This is a genomic window from Cupriavidus sp. BIC8F (assembly GCF_032465815.1).
GTDB lineage: Bacteria > Pseudomonadota > Gammaproteobacteria > Burkholderiales > Burkholderiaceae > Cupriavidus > Cupriavidus necator.
Genome location: NZ_CP136095.1, coordinates 354,472 through 376,467 on the forward strand (window position 1 = coordinate 354,472; position 21,996 = coordinate 376,467).

20 protein-coding genes are annotated in these 21,996 nt (G+C 68.4%); 11 read left to right on the forward strand and 9 right to left on the reverse strand.

From position 1 onward, the window contains the following. Window positions 1–14 precede the first annotated feature (14 nt). Window positions 15–995 carry a quinone oxidoreductase gene (locus RS901_RS21815; protein WP_316155773.1) on the reverse strand — a complete coding sequence of 327 codons (981 nt, stop codon included), beginning with the start codon at window positions 993–995 and terminating at the stop codon, window positions 15–17. Between the two features lie 190 nt (window positions 996–1,185). On the opposite strand from RS901_RS21815, the gene RS901_RS21820 reads away from it, so the two are divergent. After that, complete coding sequence (locus RS901_RS21820) at window positions 1,186–2,184, forward strand: AraC family transcriptional regulator (protein ID WP_316155775.1); 999 nt, start codon at window positions 1,186–1,188, stop codon at window positions 2,182–2,184. Between the two features lie 14 nt (window positions 2,185–2,198). Here the strand turns inward: RS901_RS21820 and RS901_RS21825 are convergent, their stop codons facing one another. Both RS901_RS21825 and RS901_RS21830 read right to left on the reverse strand, forming a co-directional pair. After that, window positions 2,199–3,332, reverse strand: coding sequence for an NADH:flavin oxidoreductase (locus RS901_RS21825; protein WP_316155777.1), 1,134 nt, complete (start codon window positions 3,330–3,332; stop codon window positions 2,199–2,201). After that, window positions 3,329–3,727 carry a RidA family protein gene (locus tag RS901_RS21830; protein WP_316155779.1) on the reverse strand — a complete coding sequence of 133 codons (399 nt, stop codon included), beginning with the start codon at window positions 3,725–3,727 and terminating at the stop codon, window positions 3,329–3,331. The genes RS901_RS21825 and RS901_RS21830 overlap by 4 nt, the downstream gene beginning before the upstream one ends. Before the next feature lie 144 nt (window positions 3,728–3,871). Here RS901_RS21830 and RS901_RS21835 point away from each other — a divergent pair, with 144 nt between their 5' ends. From RS901_RS21835 to RS901_RS21850, 4 genes are all read left to right on the forward strand, one after another. Further along, window positions 3,872–4,759: a LysR substrate-binding domain-containing protein gene (locus tag RS901_RS21835; protein WP_316155781.1), complete on the forward strand. Its 888-nt coding sequence runs from the start codon at window positions 3,872–3,874 to the stop codon at window positions 4,757–4,759. Between the two features lie 63 nt (window positions 4,760–4,822). After that, a complete protein-coding gene (locus RS901_RS21840) occupies window positions 4,823–5,386 on the forward strand; it encodes an MOSC domain-containing protein (RefSeq protein WP_316155784.1) in 564 nt (187 codons plus the stop codon). Between the two features lie 78 nt (window positions 5,387–5,464). Next, window positions 5,465–6,421, forward strand: coding sequence for a prolyl aminopeptidase (gene pip / locus RS901_RS21845; RefSeq protein WP_316155786.1), 957 nt, complete (start codon window positions 5,465–5,467; stop codon window positions 6,419–6,421). Between the two features lie 42 nt (window positions 6,422–6,463). Then, entirely contained in the window at window positions 6,464–7,117 is a 654-nt protein-coding gene (locus tag RS901_RS21850) for a glutathione S-transferase family protein (protein WP_316155788.1), read from the forward strand. Here RS901_RS21850 and RS901_RS21855 read toward each other — a convergent pair. Next, window positions 7,075–8,382, reverse strand: a complete 1,308-nt coding sequence (locus tag RS901_RS21855) for an SGNH/GDSL hydrolase family protein (RefSeq protein ID WP_316155790.1) — start codon at window positions 8,380–8,382, stop codon at window positions 7,075–7,077. The two genes, RS901_RS21850 and RS901_RS21855, sit on opposite strands and share 43 nt — an antisense overlap. 135 nt (window positions 8,383–8,517) lie before the next feature. On the opposite strand from RS901_RS21855, the gene RS901_RS21860 reads away from it, so the two are divergent. Further along, a complete protein-coding gene (locus RS901_RS21860; RefSeq protein ID WP_316155792.1) occupies window positions 8,518–9,423 on the forward strand; it encodes a LysR family transcriptional regulator in 906 nt (301 codons plus the stop codon). 15 nt (window positions 9,424–9,438) lie between these two features. Here RS901_RS21860 and RS901_RS21865 read toward each other — a convergent pair whose 3' ends face one another. The 3 genes from RS901_RS21865 to RS901_RS21875 form a co-directional block, all read right to left on the reverse strand. After that, window positions 9,439–10,656: a cation:proton antiporter gene (locus RS901_RS21865; protein WP_316155794.1), complete on the reverse strand. Its 1,218-nt coding sequence runs from the start codon at window positions 10,654–10,656 to the stop codon at window positions 9,439–9,441. A 25-nt stretch (window positions 10,657–10,681) separates the two neighbouring features. Further along, window positions 10,682–11,413, reverse strand: a complete 732-nt coding sequence (fabG, locus tag RS901_RS21870; RefSeq protein ID WP_316155796.1) for a 3-oxoacyl-ACP reductase FabG — start codon at window positions 11,411–11,413, stop codon at window positions 10,682–10,684. A 70-nt stretch (window positions 11,414–11,483) separates the two neighbouring features. Beyond that, window positions 11,484–12,713, reverse strand: a complete 1,230-nt coding sequence (locus tag RS901_RS21875) for an NAD(P)/FAD-dependent oxidoreductase (RefSeq protein ID WP_013954025.1) — start codon at window positions 12,711–12,713, stop codon at window positions 11,484–11,486. Between the two features lie 301 nt (window positions 12,714–13,014). Here RS901_RS21875 and RS901_RS21880 point away from each other — a divergent pair, with 301 nt between their 5' ends. Together RS901_RS21880 and RS901_RS21885 are read left to right on the forward strand one after the other, a co-directional pair. Continuing rightward, complete coding sequence (locus RS901_RS21880; protein ID WP_316155798.1) at window positions 13,015–14,049, forward strand: aldo/keto reductase; 1,035 nt, start codon at window positions 13,015–13,017, stop codon at window positions 14,047–14,049. Between the two features lie 225 nt (window positions 14,050–14,274). Next, complete coding sequence (locus tag RS901_RS21885) at window positions 14,275–17,526, forward strand: transglycosylase domain-containing protein (protein ID WP_316155800.1); 3,252 nt, start codon at window positions 14,275–14,277, stop codon at window positions 17,524–17,526. On the opposite strand, the gene RS901_RS21890 is transcribed toward RS901_RS21885, so the two are convergent. Both RS901_RS21890 and RS901_RS21895 read right to left on the reverse strand, forming a co-directional pair. Next, on the reverse strand, window positions 17,499–17,750 hold the full coding sequence (locus RS901_RS21890) for a GlsB/YeaQ/YmgE family stress response membrane protein (protein WP_316155802.1): 252 nt from the start codon (window positions 17,748–17,750) through the stop codon (window positions 17,499–17,501). The genes RS901_RS21885 and RS901_RS21890 overlap by 28 nt on opposite strands. 119 nt (window positions 17,751–17,869) lie before the next feature. Further along, a complete protein-coding gene (locus tag RS901_RS21895; protein WP_316155804.1) occupies window positions 17,870–19,426 on the reverse strand; it encodes a methyl-accepting chemotaxis protein in 1,557 nt (518 codons plus the stop codon). Window positions 19,427–19,889: 463 nt separating this feature from the next. Between RS901_RS21895 and RS901_RS21900 the strand changes: the two genes are divergently transcribed. From RS901_RS21900 to RS901_RS21910, 3 genes are read left to right on the forward strand one after another with little or no spacing between them, the layout of a single operon-like run. Next, window positions 19,890–20,546, forward strand: coding sequence for a PepSY-associated TM helix domain-containing protein (locus RS901_RS21900; RefSeq protein WP_316155806.1), 657 nt, complete (start codon window positions 19,890–19,892; stop codon window positions 20,544–20,546). A gap of 55 nt (window positions 20,547–20,601) precedes the next feature. Then, a complete protein-coding gene (locus tag RS901_RS21905) occupies window positions 20,602–21,126 on the forward strand; it encodes a DUF2271 domain-containing protein (protein ID WP_316155808.1) in 525 nt (174 codons plus the stop codon). A gap of 18 nt (window positions 21,127–21,144) precedes the next feature. Further along, on the forward strand, window positions 21,145–21,984 hold the full coding sequence (locus RS901_RS21910) for a DUF4198 domain-containing protein (protein ID WP_316155810.1): 840 nt from the start codon (window positions 21,145–21,147) through the stop codon (window positions 21,982–21,984). The last annotated feature ends 12 nt before the right edge of the window (window positions 21,985–21,996 follow it).

The window sequence follows — 21,996 nt, forward strand, 5'->3', positions numbered from 1 at the left end:
CTCTGTTGTAGTTCTCAGATGACGAAGATCGACGAACCGGTGGTGCGGCGCGCCTCCAGGTCCTGGTGCGCCTGGACCGCGTCTTCCAGCGCATAGCGCTGGTTGATGCCGATGCGGATGCGACCCGCGCCCACGTGGTCGAACAACTCGCCCGCCAGCGCCTGCTTCTCCGCGGGGTCGGCGATGTAGTCGGCCAGCGCCGGGCGCGTCAGGAACAGCGAGCCCTTCATCGCCAGCAGCACCGGGTCGAACGGCGGAATCGGGCCCGACGCGGTGCCCACGCACACCATGGTGCCGCGCCGCTTGAGCGAATCCAGCGACGCCATGAAGGTGGTCTTGCCGACGCTGTCGAATACCACCGAGACCCCCACGCCGTCGGTCAGCTCGCGTACGCGCTTGGCCACGTCCTCGCGGGTGTAATAGATGATGTGGTCGCAACCGTGCGCAAGCGCCACTTCGGCCTTGGCTTCGGTGGACACCGTGCCGATCACGGTCAGGCCCAGCAGCTTGGCCCACTGCGACACGATCAGCCCGACCCCGCCCGCCGCGGCATGCAGCAGGATGGTGTCGCCCTGGCTGAACGGATAAATGCGGCGCATCAGGTAGGCCGAGGTCAGCCCGCGCATGGTCATGGCCGCGGCGGTTTCAAAGGCAATGCTCTCAGGCAGGCGGATCAGCGGCGCGGCCGGCACCAGGCGCTCGGTGCTGTAGGCGCCCAGCGTGTTGACGAAGCCGGTATAGGTGACGCGGTCGCCCGCCGCCACATTGGTCACGCCCGGGCCGACGGATACCACCACGCCGGCGGCTTCCACGCCCATGCCGCTGGGCAAGGGCACGGGATAGGTGCCATTGCGGAAGTAGGTGTCGGCGTAGTTCAGTCCCACAGCCACGTGGCGGATGCGGACCTGGCCCGGGCCCGGATCGCCCACTTCCATGTGTTCGTAGCGCAGCACTTCGGGGCCGCCGGTCTCATACATGCGGACAACGTTTGCCATGGTCTTGTCTCCTGGGGTTTCGTTGGTGCAGATCACACTGCAGATACAGGAAACTGTAGTGATTGCCGCCCCGGCCGGCTTTGCATTGGCTACCGATGACTTTGCATTTCATGCCACGCGGCCCTATGATCGCTGCTGCGGCGGGCAGACCGCGCCCCCAACTGACATCTCATCGCAAGGCAACGCTGGCTTGGAAACCCTGATACGTGCTGCCGCACTGACCAACTTCCTCGAGGTTTCACGTGACCTTGGCCTGGACCCGCAGCCGTTGCTGCGCCAGGCGCGGCTGCGGCGGGCCTGGCTGGACGATCCCGACCAGCGCGTCCCGCTCAGCGCCTGCGTGGCACTGCTGGAAGCCGCCGCGCAGGCGTCGGCCTGCCCGACCTTCGGGCTGCGCATGGCGGAGTCGCGCCAGCTGTCGGATTTTGGCGTGATGAGCCTCTTGATCAGCCAGCAGCCCACGCTGCGCGCCGCGCTGGCCACCACCATCCGCTACCGGCACCTGGTCAACGACTCGGTGGCGCTGTTGCTCGAGGATGCCGGCAGCGCCGTGGTCATCCGGCAGGAAGTGCTCAGCGACGCGCCCTCGCGGCAGGCCACCGAGCTGGCCATCGGTGTCGTCTTCCGCATGTGCGCGCTGCTGCTCGGCCCGCGCTGGCAGCCGATCGGCGTGAGCTTCACGCATGCGCCGCCGGTCGACCTGCGCATCCATCGCCGCCTGTTCGGTTGCCCGCTGGACTTCAACGCGGACTGCAATGGCATCATCTGCCGCGCGGCCGACCTCGACGCGCCGAACCCGACGGCGGACCCGGTCATGGCGCGCTACGCACAGCAATTCATCGACACACTGCCGCGCGCCAACCCGCAATCCATCGGCCATGAAGTGCGCGCCGCGATCTACCTGATGCTGCCAATGGGCCGCGCCACCTGTGAAGCCGTGGCGGAGGGCCTGGGCCTGAGCCTGCGCACCATGCAGCGCCAGCTCGACGACGCGGGCGAGACCTTCACTGACATCCTGAACGACGTGCGGCGCGAACTGGCGCGACGGTACGTGGAGAATCCACGCTATTCGCTGCTGCGGGTGTCGCAGTTGCTGGGCTATGGGTCGGCCAGTTCGTTTACGCGGTGGTTTTCGGCGCACTTCGGGATGGCGCCGGCCAGCTGGCGCAGGGATCACGCGCAGCACTAGCGCAGGCGATGCCGTCAGCCTGGCGTCACCACCGCGCGAGTTTCACGCATGGCCAGCTCGACATCCTTGATATTGCCCAGCGGCGCGAGAACGGCCGCATCGAATGGCCGCACCGGCTGTCCCTCGCGCACCAGCACCGGCCAGTCCGGATTCGCAAGGGCGCCGCGTCCGAGCGCGACCAGCGTGGCGCCATCGTCCAGCAGGCCGTTCGCGCGCGATGGCTCATGCAGGCTGCCGTTGGCCATGATCGGGAGCCCGGGCGCGGCACGGCGTGCAAGCTGCACCAGCGTCGCGCCGTCGTCCGCGAAGGCGGGCTGCCATGCCTCGTACTCCGTCACGTGGAGGTAGTCCACAGCGCTCGCCCCAAGCGCAGAGAAAACGGCGGCCGCGCCCTCCGCGCCTTCCGGCCACTTGTGGACGAAATCGTTCACCTTGCCTTGCGAGATGCGCATGCCGACGGGAAAGCCCGCACCCACGGCAACGCGCACGGCACGGACGGTTTCCAGCAGCAGGCGCATGCGCTGCGCGATGCTGCCGCCCCAGGCGTCCTGGCGTTGATTCGTATAGTCCGTGAGGAACTGATCCAGCAGATAGCCATTGGCACCGTGGATTTCAACGCCGTCGAAACCGGCGTCACGGGCCAGCCGGGCGGCCTGCGCAAAGCCTTCGATCGCCTGCAGGATGTCTGGCTCTGCCATGGCGCGCGGGATCCGGTATGGACCCTTGCCGGCATACACGGCCATCTGCTGCCCCTTGGGCTGCACGGCCGAGGGCCCGACCGTGTCGTCGCGGAAGCGGTTGGCTTGCGACAGCGCACCGGCATGCATCAGCTGGGCCACGATGCGTCCGCCCTGCTGGTGGACCGCGGCAACAACCTGGCGCCACGCGGCCACTTGCTGCGCGTCCGTCAAACCGGGCTGGCCCGCATAGCCCTGGGCGTAGGCACGGTCGGTATAGATGCCCTCCGTGACGATGAGGCCAAAGCCGCCGCGGGCGAAGCCTGCGTAGTAGCGGGTCATGGCCTCGGTGGGAGCGCCTGCTGCGGTGGCGCTGATGCGCGTCATTGGCGCCACCGCGAGCCGGTTGCGCAGCGGCACGCCGTTCAGCGCCAGCGTATCGAACAGCGAGGGGGTGGCGGGCGTGGTCATCGCGCAGCCTCTGCGGCCAGGGCGATGGCTTCGATCTCGATCTTCGCGTCCGGCGAGTAGAGCGCCGAGACCTCTACGATGGTGTCAGCCGGATAAGGCGCGGAGAACCACTTTCGGCGCAGTTCGACGATCTTCGGGAAGTGTTCCATCGACGTCAGGAAGATCGTCACCTTCACCACGCGGTCCAGCCCCGAGCCGCCCGCCTGCAGCGCGCGCCTGAGGTTGCTGAATGCCTGCTCGGCCTGGGCATCGAAGTCGTCACGGCCCACGATGGCGCCATCGTCGCCCACCCCGGCCTGGCCGGAAACAAAGAGGAAGCCGCCGGCCCGGATGGCTTGCGAAAGCAAATAGGGAGCGTAGGGGTCGGGTTGAGTGTGGACTTGTTCCAGCAGCATTGCTGACTCCGGTAGATGATTTAGTAAAATTCACCTGATTGCCTGGGCGGCCATCTGATAGGTCAAGTATCGGAGCGAGCTAGGGCCGCGACAAATGGTCGCTTTTCAGTCGACGCATGAATACATCTCATCTAAGGAGGAGGCGTGCGCAAACTGCCGCCCCTGGGTGCCCTGCGCACCTTCGAAGCCGCCGCCCGGCGCGCCAGCTTCAAGCACGCGGCGGACGAACTGCACGTCACGCCGACGGCGGTCAGCCACCAGATCCGCTTGCTGGAAGAGAGCCTTGGCGTGAAGCTGTTCGAGCGCCAGACCCGCAAGGTGCGCCTGACGCCTGCCGGGCATCTGTTGTTCCCCGCGGTGCGGGACGGCCTGGACGGGATGGAGCGCGCCGTGCTGGCGGTGCAGCGCAGCGGACAGACCAACGTTGCCACGCTGACGTCGACTGTTGCCTTCATGGCCAGGCGGCTGGCACCGCGCGCCGGCCAGTTCCGCGCGGCCCACCCTGACTGGACGCTGCGCCTGGATGCGTCGGACCAGATCGTCGACCTGGACCGCGATGCGGACGCTGCCATCCGCTACGGCAGCGGCAGCTATCCCGGGCTGGTGGTCGAGCCGTTGTTCTGCGACCGGTTTGCGCCGGTCTGCAGCCCCGGCCTGAAGCTGGCCAGCGTGCAAGACCTGAAGCACGCCACGCTGGTGCACTTCGAGTGGGGCGCCGGCGCGCGCGATGACGAGCGCGCACCGGTATGGCGCCAGTGGCTGGCGCATGCCGGCGTCGAGGTCACCGATCCGCAGGCCGGCCTCAGCTTTACCGACGAGATCCACGCCGTGCAGGCCACCATCGCGGGGCAGGGGGTCGGCCTGCTCAGCCTGACGCTGGTCGCGGAAGAACTGGCCTCGGGCGTGCTGGTGCAGCCGTTCGGGCTGTCGCTGGAGAGCTTCCGCTATGACCTTGTCTACAGCGAGCGCGCCGCGGAGCGTCCCGCTACGCGGTTGCTGAGGGACTGGGTGAAGGCGGTGTTCGCCGGTTAAGGGCCCGCTATTGTAGAGTTACACAATTCTGAGCAAGGCTTGCATGTCGCCAGGTGATTGCCCATGCTATATGCCGTCCATATCGAGCCGGCCATTGTCCTTGCCGTTGCTTCCGCAGCAACGCATGATTTCTCTAAGCAATTGCGCAACGAGATCCGGCTGCTTGCTGGCCTGGGCATAGAAGGCGACGCCCATGCCGGCCAGACCGTCAAGCACCGCTCGCGGGTGCGCGTGGATCCCACTCAGCCGAACCTGCGCCAGGTCCACCTGATCGGCATGGAGCTCCACGCCGAACTGCACCGCGCCGGTTTCGACATCGGGCCCGCCGACCTGGGCGAGAACATCACCACGCAAGGCCTGGACCTGCACGCGCTGCCCGTCGGCACGCGGCTGCAGCTTGGCGCCAGCGCCATGGTCGAGCTGACCGGCCTGCGCAACCCCTGCGGGCAGATCGAAGCATTCCGGCCGGGTTTGCTGGCGCAGGTGCTGGGGCGGGCCGAGGACGGCACGCTGGTCCGCAAGGCTGGCGTCATGGGCGTCGTGGTCACTGGCGGCGTGGTGCGTCCCGGTGATGCCATCTCGGTCAGCCTGCCGCCTCCGCCGCATCGCGTGCTAGAGCGCGTATAGCGCGCCGGCCTGCCCCCTGCGGCAAGGTGCTTCCCTCCGGCGTACACTGTGGCTCCCGATCTCCGTAGACCCATATCCATGCCTGCCTTGCGCACCCTCTATCCCGAAATCGAGCCCTATGAAACCGGCACGCTGGATGTCGGCGACGGGCATGTCATCCACTACGAGCGCGTGGGCACGCCCGGTGCCAAGCCGGCGGTGTTCCTGCATGGCGGGCCGGGTGGCGGGATCTCCGCGGACCACCGGCGGCTGTTCGATGCGGCGCGCTATGACGTGCTGCTGTTCGACCAGCGCGGCTGCGGGCGTTCGACGCCGCATGCCGGGCTGGAGGCCAACACCACCTGGCACCTGGTCGACGATATCGAGCGCCTGCGCGATCTGGCCGGCGTGGAGCGCTGGCTGGTGTTCGGCGGCTCATGGGGTTCGACGCTGGCGCTGGCCTATGCGCAGAAGCACCCGCAGCGCGTCAGCGAACTGGTGCTGCGTGGCATCTACACGGTGTCGCAGGCGGAACTGGATTGGTATTACCAATACGGCGTGTCCGAGATGTTTCCCGACAAGTGGGCGCGTTTCCAGGCGCCGGTGCCCGATGCCGAGCGCGGCAACATGATGGCCGCCTACCGCAAGCTGCTGACCGGCGACGACCAGGACAAGCAGGTGGAAGCGGCGCGCGCATGGAGCGTGTGGGAAGGCGAGACCATCACGCTGCTGCCGGACGCCGGCAACAGCGCCAAGTATGACGACGGGCACTTCGCGCTGGCGTTCGCGCGGCTGGAGAACCACTACTTCACGCACCGCTGCTGGCTCGAAGACGGGCAACTGCTGCGCGACGCGCACAAGCTGGCCGACATCCCCGGCGTGATCGTGCACGGCCGCTATGACATGCCGTGCCCGGTGCGCTATGCCTATGCACTGCACCAGGCGTGGCCCAATGCCGATTTTCACCTGATCGAAGGCGCCGGCCATGCGTGGACCGAGCCGGGCATCATGGACCAGCTGATTGCCGCGACCGATCGCTTTGCGGCGCAGCAGTAGTGGCGCGCCGACCACCACGGAAGATCACCACCGGAGACCACGATGGAGCTGTACGCCCACCCGTTTTCGTCCTATTGCCAGAAGGTTCTGGTTGCGCTGTACGAGAACGCCATTCCCTTCGAGTTCCGGATGCTGTCGCCAGAACACGCGCAGAACATGGCCGAGCTCGCCAGGCTGTGGCCGCTCAGGCGCATGCCGGTGCTGGTGGACGGCAGCCGCACGGTGCTCGAATCGAGCATCATCATCGACTACCTGGACCAGCATCACCGCGGCCCCGTGCGCTGGCTGCCGGAGCCGCCCGATGCCGCGCTGGAAGTGCGCATGCTCGACCGCTTCTTCGACCAGTACGTGATGACGCCGATGCAACGCATCGTGGCCGACTACCTGCGCCCGGCGGAGCACCGCGATGCCTATGGCGTGGCCGAGGCGCGCAAGCTGCTTGACTCGGCCTATGCCTGGCTGGAGCCAACGCTCGCGGGGCGGGAATGGGCCGCGGGCGGCGCCTTTACGCTGGCCGATTGCGCTGCCGCGCCATCGCTGTTCTATGCGGACTGGGTGCATCCCATCCCCGATGCGTGCGCCAACGTGCGCGCCTATCGCAACCGGCTGCTGGCGCGGCCATCGTTCGCGCGCGCGGTGGATGAGGCACGGCCTTACCGCCCGCTCTTTCCACCGGGGGCGCCGGACCGGGACTGACGGGCAAGCTCGGGCAGCGTCAGCCCGATCTGCGCCGCCATGGCGCGATAGCCCGCGTCGCCGGGATGCAGGTGGTCGCCGCTGTCGAACGCCGGCAGCAGCGCCTGCGGGCGCGCGGGATCGCGCACCGCGGCGTCGAAGTCCGCCACCGCATCGAACGCGCCGCCGTTGCGGATCCAGTCGTTGACCGCCAGCCGCACCGCTTCCTTGCCCGGACCGTCATAGCCGCGGATCGGCGTATCGCGCAGCGCCCCCGCAAACGGCGTGATGGTGGCGCCGATCACGCGCACGCCGCGCGCATGGGCGCGCGCGATCAGGCGGCGGTAGCCCTCGATCAGCTCGGCGGCCTGCGGCACCGCGTCGCCCGGTGCAAAGGTCGAGCCCGGCCAGGCGATATCGTTGATGCCGATCGCCGCGATCACGGTGCGCACATGCGGCTGGCTCAGTACGTCGCGATCCAGCCGCGCCAGCGCGGACACCCCCATGCCATCGCGCAGCAGCCGGCCGCCGGAGATGCCGGCATTGAGCACAGCCACGCCGCTGCCGGCCGCACGCTGTGCCAGCACGTCCGGCCAGCGGCGGTTGGTGTCGGGGGTGGAGCCGTTGCCCTCGGTGATCGAATCGCCGATGGCCACCACGGCACCGGCATGCCCGGGCGCATCGACCTGCACCTCGCTGAGCAGGATGCGTGCGCTGAACGACTGCGGCGCAGGCAGCGTGGCCTGCGTGGTCGCGTTGCCGGCCGCGAGCCACGCGGTCTGGCGGCCATCCCAATGGAACGACTCGATCGCGGTGGCTTGCGGCAGGTAGAGGCTGAGTGCCAGTTCGCTCATTGCCGGGGCCTCGATGGCGACCGGATCGCTTGCCACGGACTGGCCAGCCGGGATGATCACCGACGCACTGTCGCCGAATGTCACCGCGCGGCTGCCCGCCGCATCGATGCTGCCGCCGCCGGCATGGCGCGCGAGTTGCGCCGCGCCGACCGCGACCGGGTGGCGGCCGTAGGGGTTGGACAGCACCACGCGCACCCGCTTGCCGCCCACGCTCAGCCGCACCACCTGGCGCAGCGTCTGGCCGGACAGCACCGTGGGCACGCCGGTCGGCAGCGGCTGGGCACCGGGCTGCCACACCGGCTGCTGGCTTGCCATCCAGCTGGTCAGCCAGGCCGGGTCCTGCAAGGGGCTGGCCAGCGCCGCGGTGCTGGCGATGGTGGCGGAGAACGTCAGCGCAGTCAGGCGGCGCAGGATGCGGGGAATGCGGAACATGGGTTTTGCCTCGGTTCGTGGACCGGCGTTGGTGCCGGGACGACGCCCAAGGTATTGCATTCCAGAAATGGCAGGTAGCGGGCAGAATGGCATATCGCTCATGCCACGATGGAATGAGTGGGCACAGGGAACGGGATGGACACCATCAGGGCAATGCAGGTCTTCGTGCGCGCCGTGGAGCTGGGCAGCCTGTCGGCGGTGGCGCGCGAGCAGCAGTCGACCCAGCCGACCATCAGCAAGGTCGTGGCTGCGCTGGAGAAAGACATGGGCGTGCGGCTGCTGGAGCGCAGCACCACCAGCCTGTCGCCGACCGAGGCGGGGCGGCGCTTCTATGACCGTGCGCGCCGCGTGCTGGATGAATACGGCGAGGCGGTCAGCGATGCGCGTGGCATGTCCGGGCACCCGGCCGGGCGGGTGCGCGTCAGCGCGCCGGCCAGCTTCGGCGTGCTGCGGCTCAATGCGCTGGTGCTGGCGTTGCAGCAGCGCTATCCGGAGGTGGAGGTGGAGCTGCTGTTCGATGACCGCTTTGTCGACCTGGTGGAGGAGGGCGTCGACATCGCAGTGCGCCTCGGCGCCTCGCTGCCACCCAACGTGGTCGCGCGCCGCATCGCGGTGTCGCCGCGGCTGCTGGTGGCCTCGCCCGATTACCTCGCACGCCATCCGCGCATCCGGCAACCGGCCGACCTGGCGCGGCACCAGATCCTGCGCTTCACCTGGCTGGCCGCCGGCGACGAGATCGTGCTCGACGGGCCCGGCGGGCAGGCGCTGGTCAGCGCGCCCTGCCGCTACCGCATCAACAATTCGCTGGCGATGCGCGAGAGCTTCCTGGCCGGCGCCGGCTTTGGCATGACGCCGGCATGGCTGGTGCAGGACCTGCTCGACAGCGGTGCCTTGCAGCGCGTGTTGCCACGCTGGAGCGGTCCGGCGCAGGAAGCCTTCCTGGCCTATCCGTCGCGGCGCTACCAGCCGGCGCGGGTACGGGTGTTGCTGGACTACCTGGCGCAGGCGATTGCGGGGTTGCCGGGGTTGACCCCAGCGTGAGCGGCCGGATGGCGCTTAATGCAACCGGCCCCGCGCCACCAGCATCGTCAGCGGCCGCGCCAGCAGCGTGCTGGCCAGCGCCATCAGCAACAGCCCGGAAAACGCCGCGGTGCTGATGATGCGCGCGTCCAGCAGCACGGTCAGCACCACCACCTCGACCAGGCCCTTGGTCTGCAGCAGCGTGCCCAGTGCCAGCGATTCGCGCCAGCCCATGCCGGCGCGGCGCGCGGGCAGCGCGACGCCGGCCATCTTGCCGGCGATCGCGATGGCCAGCGACAGCGCCGCGATCAGCAGCGTCATCGGGTTGTCCAGCGAGATCTCGGTGCGCAGCCCGGCGGCCAGGAAGAAGAAGGGCAGCAGCACCACCACCGTGACCGGTTCAAGCTGCTGGCGCACACGCTGCGCTTCGCGTGCGGGCCATACCAGTCCGGCGATGAAGCCGCCCATCACATGGTGCAGCCCGGCCAGCTCGCCCAGGAATGCCGAGGCCAGCACCAGGAACAGCGCCATCGCCAGCAGCAGCTCGGTCTCAGGCTCGCGGCGGCGCAGCAGCCATGCCAGGGCGGGGCGCACCGCCAGGAACATGAATGCCAGGTAGGCACCGGCGCGGGCCGCCACGGTGAGGGCGCTGGCGCCGTCCTGGCCGCCATGCTGCAGCAGTACCAGGGTCAGGAACAGCCACACCCAGGCATCGTTGACGGCCGCGCAGCGCAAGGCCAGCTGGCCCAGGCGGGTGCCGGTCAGGCGCATCTCGCGCAGCAGCGCACCCAGCACCGGCAGCGCCGTGACGGCGGTGCAGATGCCCATGGCGCAGGCAAACCAGTAGGGGCTGGCCAGTTCCCCGGCGACCGGCCAGCCGGCCGTGGTCATCCACCAGCCGGCCGCGGCCCCCAGCGCGAACGGCGCCGCAATGCTGCCCAGCGAGATCTGCAGGGTCGCGCGCCAGTGCGCGGGCACGCTGTCTTCGCGCAGGTGCAGGCCGGTCAGGAAGCAGAACAGCGTCACCGCCAGCCACTGCAGGCCGGACAGCATCGGCAGGCGCTCGGGCCCGAACAGCGCGGTCCAGCCCTGCGGCGCCAGCTGCCCGAACACCGATGGCCCCAGCACGATGCCGGCCAGCACCTGCACGCCGACCAGCGGAAACACCGACCGCAGGCCGGCACCACGCCACAGCAGGTAGGGCAGGGCGACCACCAGCATCGCCTGCAGGAAGAAAATGCTGACCCCGTTCATCGGGCCACGCTGGCGACGACGCGCTTCATCCGAACATCCCGCCGTTGACCGAGATCACCTGGCGCGTGATATAGCCGGCGTCGGGCGACATCAGGAAGGCCACGGTCGCGGCCACTTCGTCGGGCGTGCCGAGCCGCCGCGCCGGGATCATGCGCAGCGCCTCGTCGCGCACGTGCTGCTCGACCATGTCGGTGTCGATCAGGCCGGGCGCCACGCAGTTGACCGTGATGGCGCGTTTGGCAAGTTCGATCGCCAGCGCCTTGGTGGCGCCGATGATGCCGGCCTTGGCCGCGCTGTAGTTGGTCTGGCCGCGGTTGCCCACCAGGCCCGAGACCGACGACAGCGTGACGATGCGCCCGGGCTGGCGCCGCTGCACCATCGGCATCACCACCGGGTTGAGCACGTTGTAGAAGGCGTCGAGGTTGGTATGCACCACCTCGTCCCATTCGGCGCCGCTCATGGCCGGGAAGGCCGCGTCGCGCGCCAGGCCGGCGTTGCATACCACGCCGTAGTAGCAGTCATGCGCGGCGATATCGGCCAGCAGCGCGGCGGCGGCTTCCTCGCGCCGGGCCACGTCGAAGCACAACACGCGGGCTTTGCGGCCGCAGGCGCGCACCGCGTCGGCGACGGACTCGGCTTCGTCGCGGCGCGAGCGGCAATGCACCGCCACGTCGTAGCCGTCGCGGGCCAGCCGCAGGGCGATGGCGCGACCGATGCCGCGCGACGATCCCGTTACCAGCACGGTCGGATTGGTCATACCTGGTGTCCTTGAAAAAAGTCCTCTGCGGGCGCAGGCGCGAAAGCGGAACGCGAGCAGATGCGGCGCATCATACGCGGCAGAATTCTTCCAGCACCGCCAGCCGGCGGCGCGGCTCGGCCACGAAGGGGTTGCTGCGGTCCCACGCGTAGCCGGCCAGGATCGACGAGATCATGTCGCGGATCTCGGAGTTGGCATTGGGATGGAAGATCAGCTGCTGGAAGCGGCCTTCGTACCAGGCTTCGACAAACACGCGGAAGCAGTCCACGCCGGCCTTGAGCGGCTGGGCGAAGTCCTTGTCCCAGTCCACGGTGTCGCCGGCAAGCTGGCGCACCAGGCATTGCGCCGCCAGGCTGGCCGACTTGAAGGCGATGGTCACGCCGGACGAGAACACCGGGTCCAGGAACTCCCCGGCATTGCCGAGCAACGCATAGCCGTTGCCCCACAACGACTTCACATTGGCCGAATAGCCGGCGATCTGGCGCGCGGGGGTGTCCCACTGCGCATTGCCAAGCAGCTTCGCCAGGCCGGGTTCCTCGGCCACCAGCGCCCGCAGCCGTTCGGTCTCGGTGCCGGTATAGCGGTCCAGGAACGCTTTCTCGGCAACCACGCCCTGCGAGCAGCGGCCGTCCGAGAACGGGATGGTCCAGTACCAGACGTCCGGGTGTTGCGGATGCACGCTGATCAGGATCTTGTTGCGGTCGAAGGCGCCAGGCGCGATGCGGTCTTCCACGTGGGTGAAGAGCGCGCTGCGCACCGGGAAGCCCGACGGCGATTCCAGCTGCAGCAGGCGCGGCAGGATGCGGCCAAAGCCGGAGGCATCGAGCAGGAACTTCGCGCGCACCAAGTACCGGCTGCCGTCCGGCGCACGCACGGTCACCTCCGGCTGCGTGCCGCTGACGTCGACGTCCTCGACCAGGTGCGAGAAGCGCACCTCGGCGCCCTGGCGCGCCGCCTCGCGGATCAGCACGTCGTCAAAGCGCGCGCGCTGCACCTGGTAGGTGGTGCCCCAGCCGGGCGAGAACTTCTCGCGGAAGTCGAAGGCGGTCTGCTGGTCGCCGCGCGAGAAGGCGGCGCCGTTCTTGTACTGGAAGCCTGCTTCCACCACCGCGCGCAGCATGCCTGCCTCTTCGATGTAGGCCATGCTCTGTGGCAGCAGGCTTTCGCCGATGGAAAAGCGCGGGAAGGTTTCCTTCTCGATCACCAGCACCGGAATCCCATGCTTGCGCAGCAAGCCGGCCGCGACCGAGCCCGCGGGCCCTGCGCCGATGATGACGACATCCGTGGTTTCCGTTTTCATAAGGTTCGATTCTTCTCTTCTAGTGCATGGGGAAGGCGGCGCGGGTCGGGCAAAGCGTCATCCTCACGCGGCAAACGCAAGAATATGACTGCAAATTGGCTCCCGTTGGCCGGCCTGCAACATATTGAAACCAATTCTCCCGGGCTGGATTATCGATGGACCGCACAGAAAGCGGCAGGGGGCCAGCAAGCCACGCCAACTCGCGGCAAAATGTGGAACCGTGGTCACAGCCTGCCATTTCCGTCTGTGCCCTGTGCTTTCACCACCCCGACGCCATCCCACCCCGTCCGAAGGAGCCACCATGCCTGCCACCACCATGCCCTACCGCCGCCTCGGCGCCAGCAACCTGCGCGTTTCGGCACTTTGCCTGGGCACCATGATGTTCGGCGACCAGACCGATGAGGCCGAAGCCGCCCGCATCGTCGCCAGCGCGCGCGACCACGGCGTGAACTTCATCGACACCGCCGACGTATACACCAAGGGCGCGTCGGAGCAGATGGTCGGGCGCCTGCTGACCGCCAGCCGTCACGACTGGGTGCTTGCCACCAAGCTGGGCAACGCGATGCAGGCGGCGCCCAACCACGGGCACTATTCGCGGGTCTGGATCCTGCGCGCGGTGGAGGACAGCCTGCACCGGCTGGCGACGGACTATATCGACATTCTCTACCTGCACCGCGACTATCCCGGCGCGAACCTGGAAGAGGCGGTGCGGGCAATGGGCGACCTGGTGCGCAGCGGCAAGATCCGCTACTGGGCGGTGTCGAACTTCCGCGGCTGGCGCATCGCGGAAATCGCACGCCTGTGCGGCGAGCTGGGCGTGCCGCGCCCGGTGGCGTGCCAGCCCTACTACAACCTGCTGAACCGGATGCCGGAGGTGGAGATCCTGCCGGCATGCGAGCACTACGGGCTGGGCGTGGTGCCCTACAGCCCGGTGGCGCGCGGCGTGCTGACCGGCAAGTACGCGCCCGGGCAGGCACCGGGCGAGGGGACGCGCGCCGGCCGCGCCGACCGCCGCATGATGGAAACCGAGTTCCGTGAAGCATCGCTGGTGATTGCGCAGCAGCTCAAGGCCCATGCCGAAGGGCGCGGGCTGACGCCGGGCCAGTTCGCCACGGCGTGGGTGCTGGCCAACCCGATCATCTCGTCGGTCATTGCCGGTCCGCGCACGCTGGCGCAATTCGAGGACTATCTGGGCGCGCCCGCTGCCGTCATCACGCCCGAGGAAGAATCGATGGTCGATGCGCTGGTGTCGCCGGGCCATGCCTCGACGCACGGCTACAACGACCCGGGCTACCCGTTCGGGGGACGACCCGTGGCACGCGCGCAGGCAGCCTGACGACCCTTTCGGACAGGGGGCGCAATGTGGCGCAGGCGCTGCCTGGAGTGATGCCTGTATGCAACGGCACGATGCGCGCGCGTGCGCTTGCTGCAGGCTGCCGTTACTCCTACTAATATCAAGACAAGGCGGCGCGCGGCGTGCGTGCGCCGCGAGAACATTGCGCTTCGAGCCGGTGCGCGACAGCCCCTGCGCGCTGCATCGGCCCAACAGGGAAGCCCAAACGTGTCGCGTCGTGGCTGGATCTTCGCTGGCTTGGCGGTCGCCCTTGGTGGGGGCGCCTATGTCGTGTACAGCTTTGTCGCAAGCGAAGTGCACAACTCGCACTTGCAGGCGCGGCTGATTGGCAGCCTGGGGCAGCGGCTGACATTCGAGATCCAGCCGGGCGCCAGCGACAGCATCCGTTTCCCGCATTCCGGCCCCTACGACGCCCGCATGGGCTACGGCCGCATGCCGCTGTTCGCGCAGCGCCTGGAGCAGCGCGGCTACGTGCCCGCCGAGCAGGCGCGCATGTCGCCCGACATGGTGCGGCTGATCGACGAAGGCCTGTTCACGCCCTACCGCGAGAAGAACCAGGCGGGCCTGCTGCTGCGCGACTGCAACGGGCTGACGCTGGCGTTCGAGCGTTATCCACAGCGCCAGTACCCGGACTTCGGCGCGGTGCCGCCGCTGCTGGTGAGCGCCTTGCTGTATGTCGAGAACCAGGGCCTGCTGAATCCGGAATACCCCAATATGAACCCGGCGCTGGACTGGCGCCGGCTGTCGCGCGCGGTGCTCGACCAGGTGATCCGGCTGGCCGACAAGTCGCATGACGCGCCCGGCGGCAGCACGCTGGCCACGCAGATCGAGAAATACCGGCACTCGCCCGAAGGCCGCACCGCGTCGATCCAGGAGAAATTCCGCCAGATGGCGTCGGCGTCGCTGCGCGCCTATCTGGACGGGCCCGACACCCAGCGTGCACGCGAGCGCATCGTGGTGGACTACCTGAACACCGTGCCGCTGTCGGCGCGCGAGGGCTTTGGCGAGATCAACGGCATCGGCGATGCGCTGTGGGTCTGGTACGGCGAGGATTTCGGCGAGGTCAACCGGCTGCTCAAGGACATGGACGTGCGCGCCCCTGAACCGCGCCAGGCGCAGGCCTTCAAGCGCGCGCTGTCGCTGATTATCTCGCAGCGCCGCCCGTCCTACCACCTGCGCCGCGACGATACCAACCTGGATGCGCTGACCGGCAGCTACTTGCGCCTGCTGGCGGCCAACAACATCATCACGCCCGAGCTGCGCGACGCGGCGCTGGCGCAGCCGCTGGACAAGGCCACGCCGCCGCAGCGCCCGCCGCAGGAACCGTTTGTCACGCGCAAGGCCGTCAACCGCGTGCGCTCCGATATCACCCGGCTGACCGGGGTGGAGGGCCGCTACGACATGGACCGGCTCGACCTGACCGTCGACAGCACCGTCAACCGCGAAGCGCAGCGCATCATCACCGAGACGCTGCAGCGGGTGAACAACAAGGCCGATGCGCGCGCCATGGGCCTGTATGGCCACAACCTCCTGCGCGACAACGACGACCCGTCGAAGCTGATGACCAGCTTCACGTTGTACGAGCGCGTGGGCAACGCCAGCGTGGTGCGCGTGCAGGCCGACAATATCGACCAGCCCTTCGATATCAACAGCGGCGCGCGCCTGAACCTGGGCTCGACGGCCAAGCTGCGCACGCTGGTGACCTACCTGGAGATCATCAGCGAGCTGCACGCGCGCTACGCCGGCATGAGCCGCGACCAGCTGGCCGCCGTGCGCCTGGCGCGCCAGGATGCGATCAGCCGCTGGGCGGTGGACTACCTGATGAAGGCGCGCAAGCCGGACGAGCGCGAGCTGATGCCGATGCTGGAGGCGGCGATGGAGCGCAAGTACTCCGGCAGTGCCGGCGAAGGCTTCTACACCGGCGGCGGCCTGCAGAGCTTCACCAATTTCGAGCGCTGGGAGGGTGAGCGCATCATGACCGTGCGCATGGGCTTCCAGCACTCGGTCAACCTGGTGTTCATCCGCATGATGCGCGACATCGTGCGCTACGAGATGTTCCATGCCAAGCCTGACATGGGCGACCTGTTCGAAGACCGCAACGCGCCCGGCCGGCGCGAGTACCTGGAACGCTTCGCCGACCAGGAAGGCAGCGCCTACATGACTGGTTTCTACCAGCGCTACCGCGGCAAGGATTCGGCGCAGCGCCTGGACACGCTGCTGGGCCGCGTGCGCATGACCATACCGCACCTGAATGCGGTGCGCATGTCGGTGACGCTGCTGAGTGCGCGGCCGCACCTGGATGAGGAAAGCTATGTCCGCATCATGCGCGCGCGCCTGGGCGACAAGCAGTTGGCCAAGGAAGACCTGACGGCGCTGTACCGCAAGTACGGCAAGGACAAGTTCAACCTGAACGACCGCGGCTACCTGTCGCGGGTGCACCCGCTGGAGCTGTGGATGGTGGAGTACCTGGACCAGCACCCCAACGCCACGCTGGCGGAGATCCTGCGCGCCAGCACCGCCGAGCGCCAGGAAGTGTACAAATGGCTGTTCAAGACGCACAGCAAGGCGGGCCAGGACAACCGCATCCGCACGTTGCTGGAGCAGGACGCGTTCGCTCGCATTGCCCGGCGCTGGCAGCGGCTGGGCTATCCGTTCGATTCGCTGACTCCGTCCTATGCCAGCGCCATCGGCGCCTCGGGCGACCGCCCCGCCGCGCTGGCGGAACTGGCGGGCATCCTGATGTCAGGCGGGATCGCCTCGCAGAACGCCGCGGTGTACAGCCTCGCCTTTGCCGATGGCACGCCCTATGCCACGCGCTACGTGCTGCAGCCGGCGCCGGGCAAGCGCCTGCTGCCGGAAGAAGTGACCGCGGTGGTGCGGCGCTCGATGATCGATGTGGTGGAAGGCGGCACCGCCAGGTCGATCCGGGGTGCCTTCACCATGCCGGGCCGCAATGGCGCTACGCTGACGGTGGCGGGCAAGACCGGCACCGGCGACCAGCGCTTCCAGGTCTATGGGCCGGGCGGGCGGCTGATTTCATCGCGCTCGGTCAACCGCTCGGCGACCTTCGTGTTTACGCTCGGCGACCGCTTCTTCGGCACCGTGGTGGTCAATGCCAGGGAACCCTACGCGGCGCGCTACAGCTATACCAGCGCGCTGGCGGTCAGGGTGCTGCGCGCGATCGCGCCGCAGATCTCGGCGATGGCGCCAGGCGGCGACCGCGCACTGCTGCGTTGCCGCGATACGTCGCCAGGGCTGCGCGCCCCACGCACGCCGACACTGACCGAGGCCGTGCCCGGCGCGCCGCTGGCCCAGTCGCAGGTCGTGCCCAGGGTGGCGCCCGCGCCGGCCAATCCTGCCAGCCCCGTGCGCGCGCCGGACACGCCGGCGCTGGCCGACGCGCAGGACGCCGCCGGCGTGCGCCGCGCCAGTCAGCCCTTGCGCCGGACCATGCCGTAGATCACCAGCAGCACGATCGCGCCGATCACCGACGCGATCCAGCCGGCCGGCTGGCCCGGCTGGTACCAGCCCAGGGCACGGCCGACGTAGCCGGCAACCAGTGAGCCCAGCACGCCCAGGACGATGGTCATGATCCAGCCCATCTTGTCGTCGCCGGGTTTGACCGCCCTGGCGATCAGGCCGACGATAAGGCCAACGAACACGGTGCCAATGAATGCCATCATGATGCGCTCTCCCGGTAGTGGTCTGAGTCCATGCCGGCCGCATGGGACGGCCTGCGCTTCATGATACACGCAGCGGTCTGGTGCGTATGACGCTCAGGTGACAAATGGCGGCGCTGCCGTCAGGCCTGCGCCAGCCGGAACTGGCCGACCGCGTGATGCAGCGCATCCGCCTGGTCTTCCAGCGAGGCCGCGGCGGCCGCGGCCTCTTCCACCAGCGCAGCGTTCTGCTGCGCCATCTGGTCCATCTGCGACACCGCCTGGTTGACCTGCTCGATGCCGCCGGTCTGCTCCTCGGTGGCCGCGCGCATCTCGGCCATCAGGTCGGTCACGCGCTTGACCGCGCCGACGATCTCGTCCATTGCCTTGCCCGCGCTTTCCACCAGCACCGCGCCGTCGTCGACGCGCTGCGCCGAGTTGCCGATCAGCGCCTTGATCTCCTTGGCCGCGGTGGCGCTGCGCTGCGCCAGCGTGCGCACCTCGCCGGCCACCACCGCGAAGCCGCGGCCCTGGTCGCCGGCACGCGCCGCTTCCACGGCCGCATTGAGCGCGAGGATGTTGGTCTGGAAGGCAATGCCCTCGATCACGCCGATGATGTCGACCACCTTGCCCGAGGCGTTCTTGATCTCGCCCATGGTGTCCACCACCTGGCTGACGATGGTGCCGCCGCGCACCGCCATGTCCGACGCGCCTTCGGCCAGGTGGCTGGCCTGGCGTGCGTTCTCGGCGCTCTGGCGCACGGTGCTGGTGAGCTGCTCCATGCTGGCGGCGGTTTCCTGCAGCGCCGCAGCCTGTTCCTCGCTGCGGCGCGACAGGTCGGCGTTGCCCGCGGCGATCTGCTTGGCCGCGCCCGCGATCGAATCGGCCGAGCCGCGGATGCTGCCGATCGCGCCGGTCAGGCGCGCCTGCATGCGCTGCATCGCATAGAGGACGCTGTGCTCGTCGCCGGCGCGCACCTCGACCTGGCTGCCGAGGTCGCCTTCGGCAATGCGCCCGGCGATATGTGCCGTGGTGGCGGGCTCGCCGCCCAGCTGGCGCTGCAGGCTGGCCGCCACGCGCACCATCACCAGCGACATCAGCAAGCCAACTCCCAGCAGGATGCCGAACACCTTCATCAGCTCGGCGCGGAACGCCGCCTCGATGTCGTCCAGGTACAGGCCCGCGATGAAGTTCCAGTCCCACGGGCGGAAGTTGGCCACGTAGCTCAGCTTGGGCTGCGGCGCCTCGGCGCCGGGCTTGGGCCACAGGTATTCGATAAAGCCCTTGCCAGGCCCTTTGCCGATCTCGGCGATTTCGCGGAAGAGGTAGACGCCGTTGGGGTCCTTGGTGCCTTCCATGGCCTTGCCGTTCATCTCCGGCTTGAACGGGTGCATCAGCACCACGGTGTCCGAGCGCATCAGCGTGAAATAGCCATCGCTGCCGAAGCGCATCGCGCGCACGCGCTCGATGGCCTGATTCCTGGCCTCGTCCTGCGTCAGCTTTCCGGCCTTGGCCAGCGCCTCGTACTCGGCCACCACCGAGAACGCGGTGTCGGTGACGTGGGCCAGGTCCAGGCGCCGCTCTTCCATGCGTAGCGTGCGGATCTGCCAGGCGTTCCACAGCGTGATGCCGAGCAGGCAGACCCAGCTCAGCACCAGCGGCAATAACAGCTTCTTCTTCAGGCTCAGGTTGTGCAGCATTGCTTCCACTCCTCCATTTTCCGCGCTCTGCGCGTTTCTCATCGGCGGCACGCCGGCGGCGCCATGCATCGGTGGCGCCTTGTCGCATGCGTGCGGGTCATCGCCTTAACGGCGCAGGAGGCATCTAACTTGATTGGGGTAACTTCACCCCTTCGGGTGATGTGGGTGATTGACCCCACAACGTGCTATCGCGCTTGTGCATTGCACATCTCTTCCAGCGAATCGGATTGCCGACGGCAAGGGATCCGTCCCGCTGCTTCACGTTGTAATGCGCTGTAACCCAGCGCCATCCCCGGATCGTTTGCGATTTCAAATGCGAACGATTATCCTTCTCTCTTTCGCCAGTCATTGTGCAGACAATGGCACACCTGAGCGCCGTGAGATGCGCACAAGGGGCGCTCCAGCTATCCGTACACAGGGCAAGACCGGGCCGCCACTGGGCTGCGCCCGCCGACCAACCGCAATGACCGAAACCCAGCCGGCCTCCGGCCAGCAGCGCCGTGCCTTCTGGCTCAAGCATCTCCACCAGTGGCACTGGATCAGTTCCGCGATCTGCCTGATCGGGATGCTGCTGTTTGCCGTCACCGGCTTCACGCTCAACCACGCCGCACAGATCGAGGCCAGGCCCGCGGTCGAAACCCGCCACGCCACCATGCCCACGCGCGTGCTTGACCGGGTGCGGGCCGAAGCGCCGGCGGGCGATGCCCAGGCGCGTGAAAAGAAGGCGCCGGTGCCGGCGGCGCTGGCCGACTGGCTGGCGCAGGCGCTGGACATCGACGCCCGCGGGCGCGAGGCCGAATGGTCCGCCGACGAGATCTACGTGGCGCTGCCGCGCCCGGGTGGCGACGCCTGGGTCAGCCTGGAACTCGACAGCGGCGAAGCCCAGTATGAGAAAACCACGCGCGGCGCCATCTCCTACCTGAACGACCTGCACAAGGGCCGCAACACCGGCGCCGCATGGAGCCTGTTCCTGGATGTGTTCGCGCTCGCGTGCCTGGTCTTCAGCGTGACCGGCCTGTTCCTGCTCAAGCTGCATGCGGCCGGGCGCGTGGGGACCTGGCCGCTGGTGGGGCTGGGGCTGGTGGTGCCGGTGCTGCTGGCGATCCTGCTTATCCATTGAGTCAACAGTTCCAACCGTTTTCCTTCCTGCATCTCACTGACGAGGTTTCTCCGATATGCGCCGACTGCTCACCGTCTCCCTGACCGGCATGGCCGCGGTTCCCCTGGCCGGCCCCGCGCTGGCCGCGGACCTCAGCGTCAAGGTCGACATCCCGCGCCTGACTGTGGCCGAGTACCACCGCCCCTATGTGGCGATGTGGGTCGAGCGTGCCGACCAGAGCCCGGTGCAGACCCTGGCGGTCTGGTACGACGGCAAGCTCAAGGACGGCGAAGGCACCAAGTGGCTCAAGGACATGCGCCAGTGGTGGCGCAAGGCCGGCCGCGACCTGCACATGCCGGCCGACGGCATTTCCGGCGCCACGCGCGCGCCGGGCGAGCACAGCGTGAGCTTCAGCGACGGCAAGGCGCCGCTGGGCAAGCTGGCCGCGGGCAACTACCAGCTGGTGGTGGAAGCCGCGCGTGAAGTGGGCGGGCGCGAGCTGCTGCGCGTGCCGTTCACGTGGCCGCCGCAAGCCGCACAGACCGCCCGCGCCAAGGGCGAACACGAACTCGGCGGCGTGACCGTCGAACTGAAGCCGTAATCCTTCCGGAGCCAGACGATGAAACCTTCCCTTATGTCCGCCGCATCTTCCCGCATGGCCACCCGCGTGGCCGTGCTCGCCCTGGCTGCCCTGGCCCCGCTGGCCGCGCACGCACACCGCCAGTGGCTGCTGCCGTCGGCCACGGTGCTGTCCGGCAGCGATCCGTGGGTGACCGTGGACGCCGCTGTCTCCAACGACCTGTTCTACTTCGAGCACGTTCCGATGCGGCTCGACAACCTGCAGGTGACCGCGCCCGACGGCAGCGCCGTCAAGGCCGAGAACGCGGCCACCGGCAAGTACCGCAGCACCTTCGACCTGCACCTGACCCAGCCAGGCACGTACCGCGTGGCGGTGGTCAACAAGGGCCTGTTCGCCAGCTACAAGGTCGACGGCCAGGCCAAGCGCTGGCGCGGCACCGCCGAGAACTTCGCCAAGGAAGTCCCGGCCAATGCGCAGGACCTGCAGGTCACCCAGGCCGAAGGCCGCGTCGAATCCTTCGTCACCGCCGGCAAGCCCAGCGACAAGGGCCTGCGCACCGTCGGCCGCGGCCTGGAACTGGCGCCGATCACGCACCCGAACGACCTGGTCGCGGGCGACACCGCCAGCTTCCGCCTGCTGCTCGACGGCAAGCCCGCCAGCAACCTGAAGGTTTCGGTGGTGCCAGGCGGCATCCGTTACCGCGACCAGCTGCAGGAGTTCAGCGCCACCACCGACGCCGACGGCAAGTTCAGCGTCAAGTGGCCGGCCGCCGGCATGTACTGGATGGAAGCGGAGGTGAAGGACGACAAGACCACCTTCAAGCAGGCCAGGTCGCGCCGCGCCGTCTATGCGGTGACGGTGGAAGTGCTGCCGCAATAAGCCGGTTGCCGG

What these genes read in the sequence shown, in the direction of transcription:
- RS901_RS21910 (WP_316155810.1), top strand. Translation starts at nt 21,145, where the DNA reads ATGAAACCTTCCCTTATGTCCGCCGCATCTTCCCGCATGGCCACCCGC.
- RS901_RS21840 (WP_316155784.1), top strand. Translation starts at nt 4,823, where the DNA reads ATGCTATATGCCGTCCATATCGAGCCGGCCATTGTCCTTGCCGTTGCT.
- RS901_RS21855 (WP_316155790.1), bottom strand. Translation starts at nt 8,382, where the DNA reads ATGTTCCGCATTCCCCGCATCCTGCGCCGCCTGACTGCGCTGACGTTC.
- RS901_RS21865 (WP_316155794.1), bottom strand. Translation starts at nt 10,656, where the DNA reads ATGAACGGGGTCAGCATTTTCTTCCTGCAGGCGATGCTGGTGGTCGCC.
- RS901_RS21850 (WP_316155788.1), top strand. Translation starts at nt 6,464, where the DNA reads ATGGAGCTGTACGCCCACCCGTTTTCGTCCTATTGCCAGAAGGTTCTG.
- RS901_RS21875 (WP_013954025.1), bottom strand. Translation starts at nt 12,713, where the DNA reads ATGAAAACGGAAACCACGGATGTCGTCATCATCGGCGCAGGGCCCGCG.
- RS901_RS21830 (WP_316155779.1), bottom strand. Translation starts at nt 3,727, where the DNA reads ATGCTGCTGGAACAAGTCCACACTCAACCCGACCCCTACGCTCCCTAT.
- RS901_RS21860 (WP_316155792.1), top strand. Translation starts at nt 8,518, where the DNA reads ATGGACACCATCAGGGCAATGCAGGTCTTCGTGCGCGCCGTGGAGCTG.
- RS901_RS21905 (WP_316155808.1), top strand. Translation starts at nt 20,602, where the DNA reads ATGCGCCGACTGCTCACCGTCTCCCTGACCGGCATGGCCGCGGTTCCC.
- RS901_RS21900 (WP_316155806.1), top strand. Translation starts at nt 19,890, where the DNA reads ATGACCGAAACCCAGCCGGCCTCCGGCCAGCAGCGCCGTGCCTTCTGG.
- RS901_RS21895 (WP_316155804.1), bottom strand. Translation starts at nt 19,426, where the DNA reads ATGCTGCACAACCTGAGCCTGAAGAAGAAGCTGTTATTGCCGCTGGTG.
- fabG (WP_316155796.1), bottom strand. Translation starts at nt 11,413, where the DNA reads ATGACCAATCCGACCGTGCTGGTAACGGGATCGTCGCGCGGCATCGGT.
- RS901_RS21880 (WP_316155798.1), top strand. Translation starts at nt 13,015, where the DNA reads ATGCCTGCCACCACCATGCCCTACCGCCGCCTCGGCGCCAGCAACCTG.
- RS901_RS21825 (WP_316155777.1), bottom strand. Translation starts at nt 3,332, where the DNA reads ATGACCACGCCCGCCACCCCCTCGCTGTTCGATACGCTGGCGCTGAAC.
- RS901_RS21890 (WP_316155802.1), bottom strand. Translation starts at nt 17,750, where the DNA reads ATGATGGCATTCATTGGCACCGTGTTCGTTGGCCTTATCGTCGGCCTG.
- RS901_RS21815 (WP_316155773.1), bottom strand. Translation starts at nt 995, where the DNA reads ATGGCAAACGTTGTCCGCATGTATGAGACCGGCGGCCCCGAAGTGCTG.
- pip (WP_316155786.1), top strand. Translation starts at nt 5,465, where the DNA reads ATGCCTGCCTTGCGCACCCTCTATCCCGAAATCGAGCCCTATGAAACC.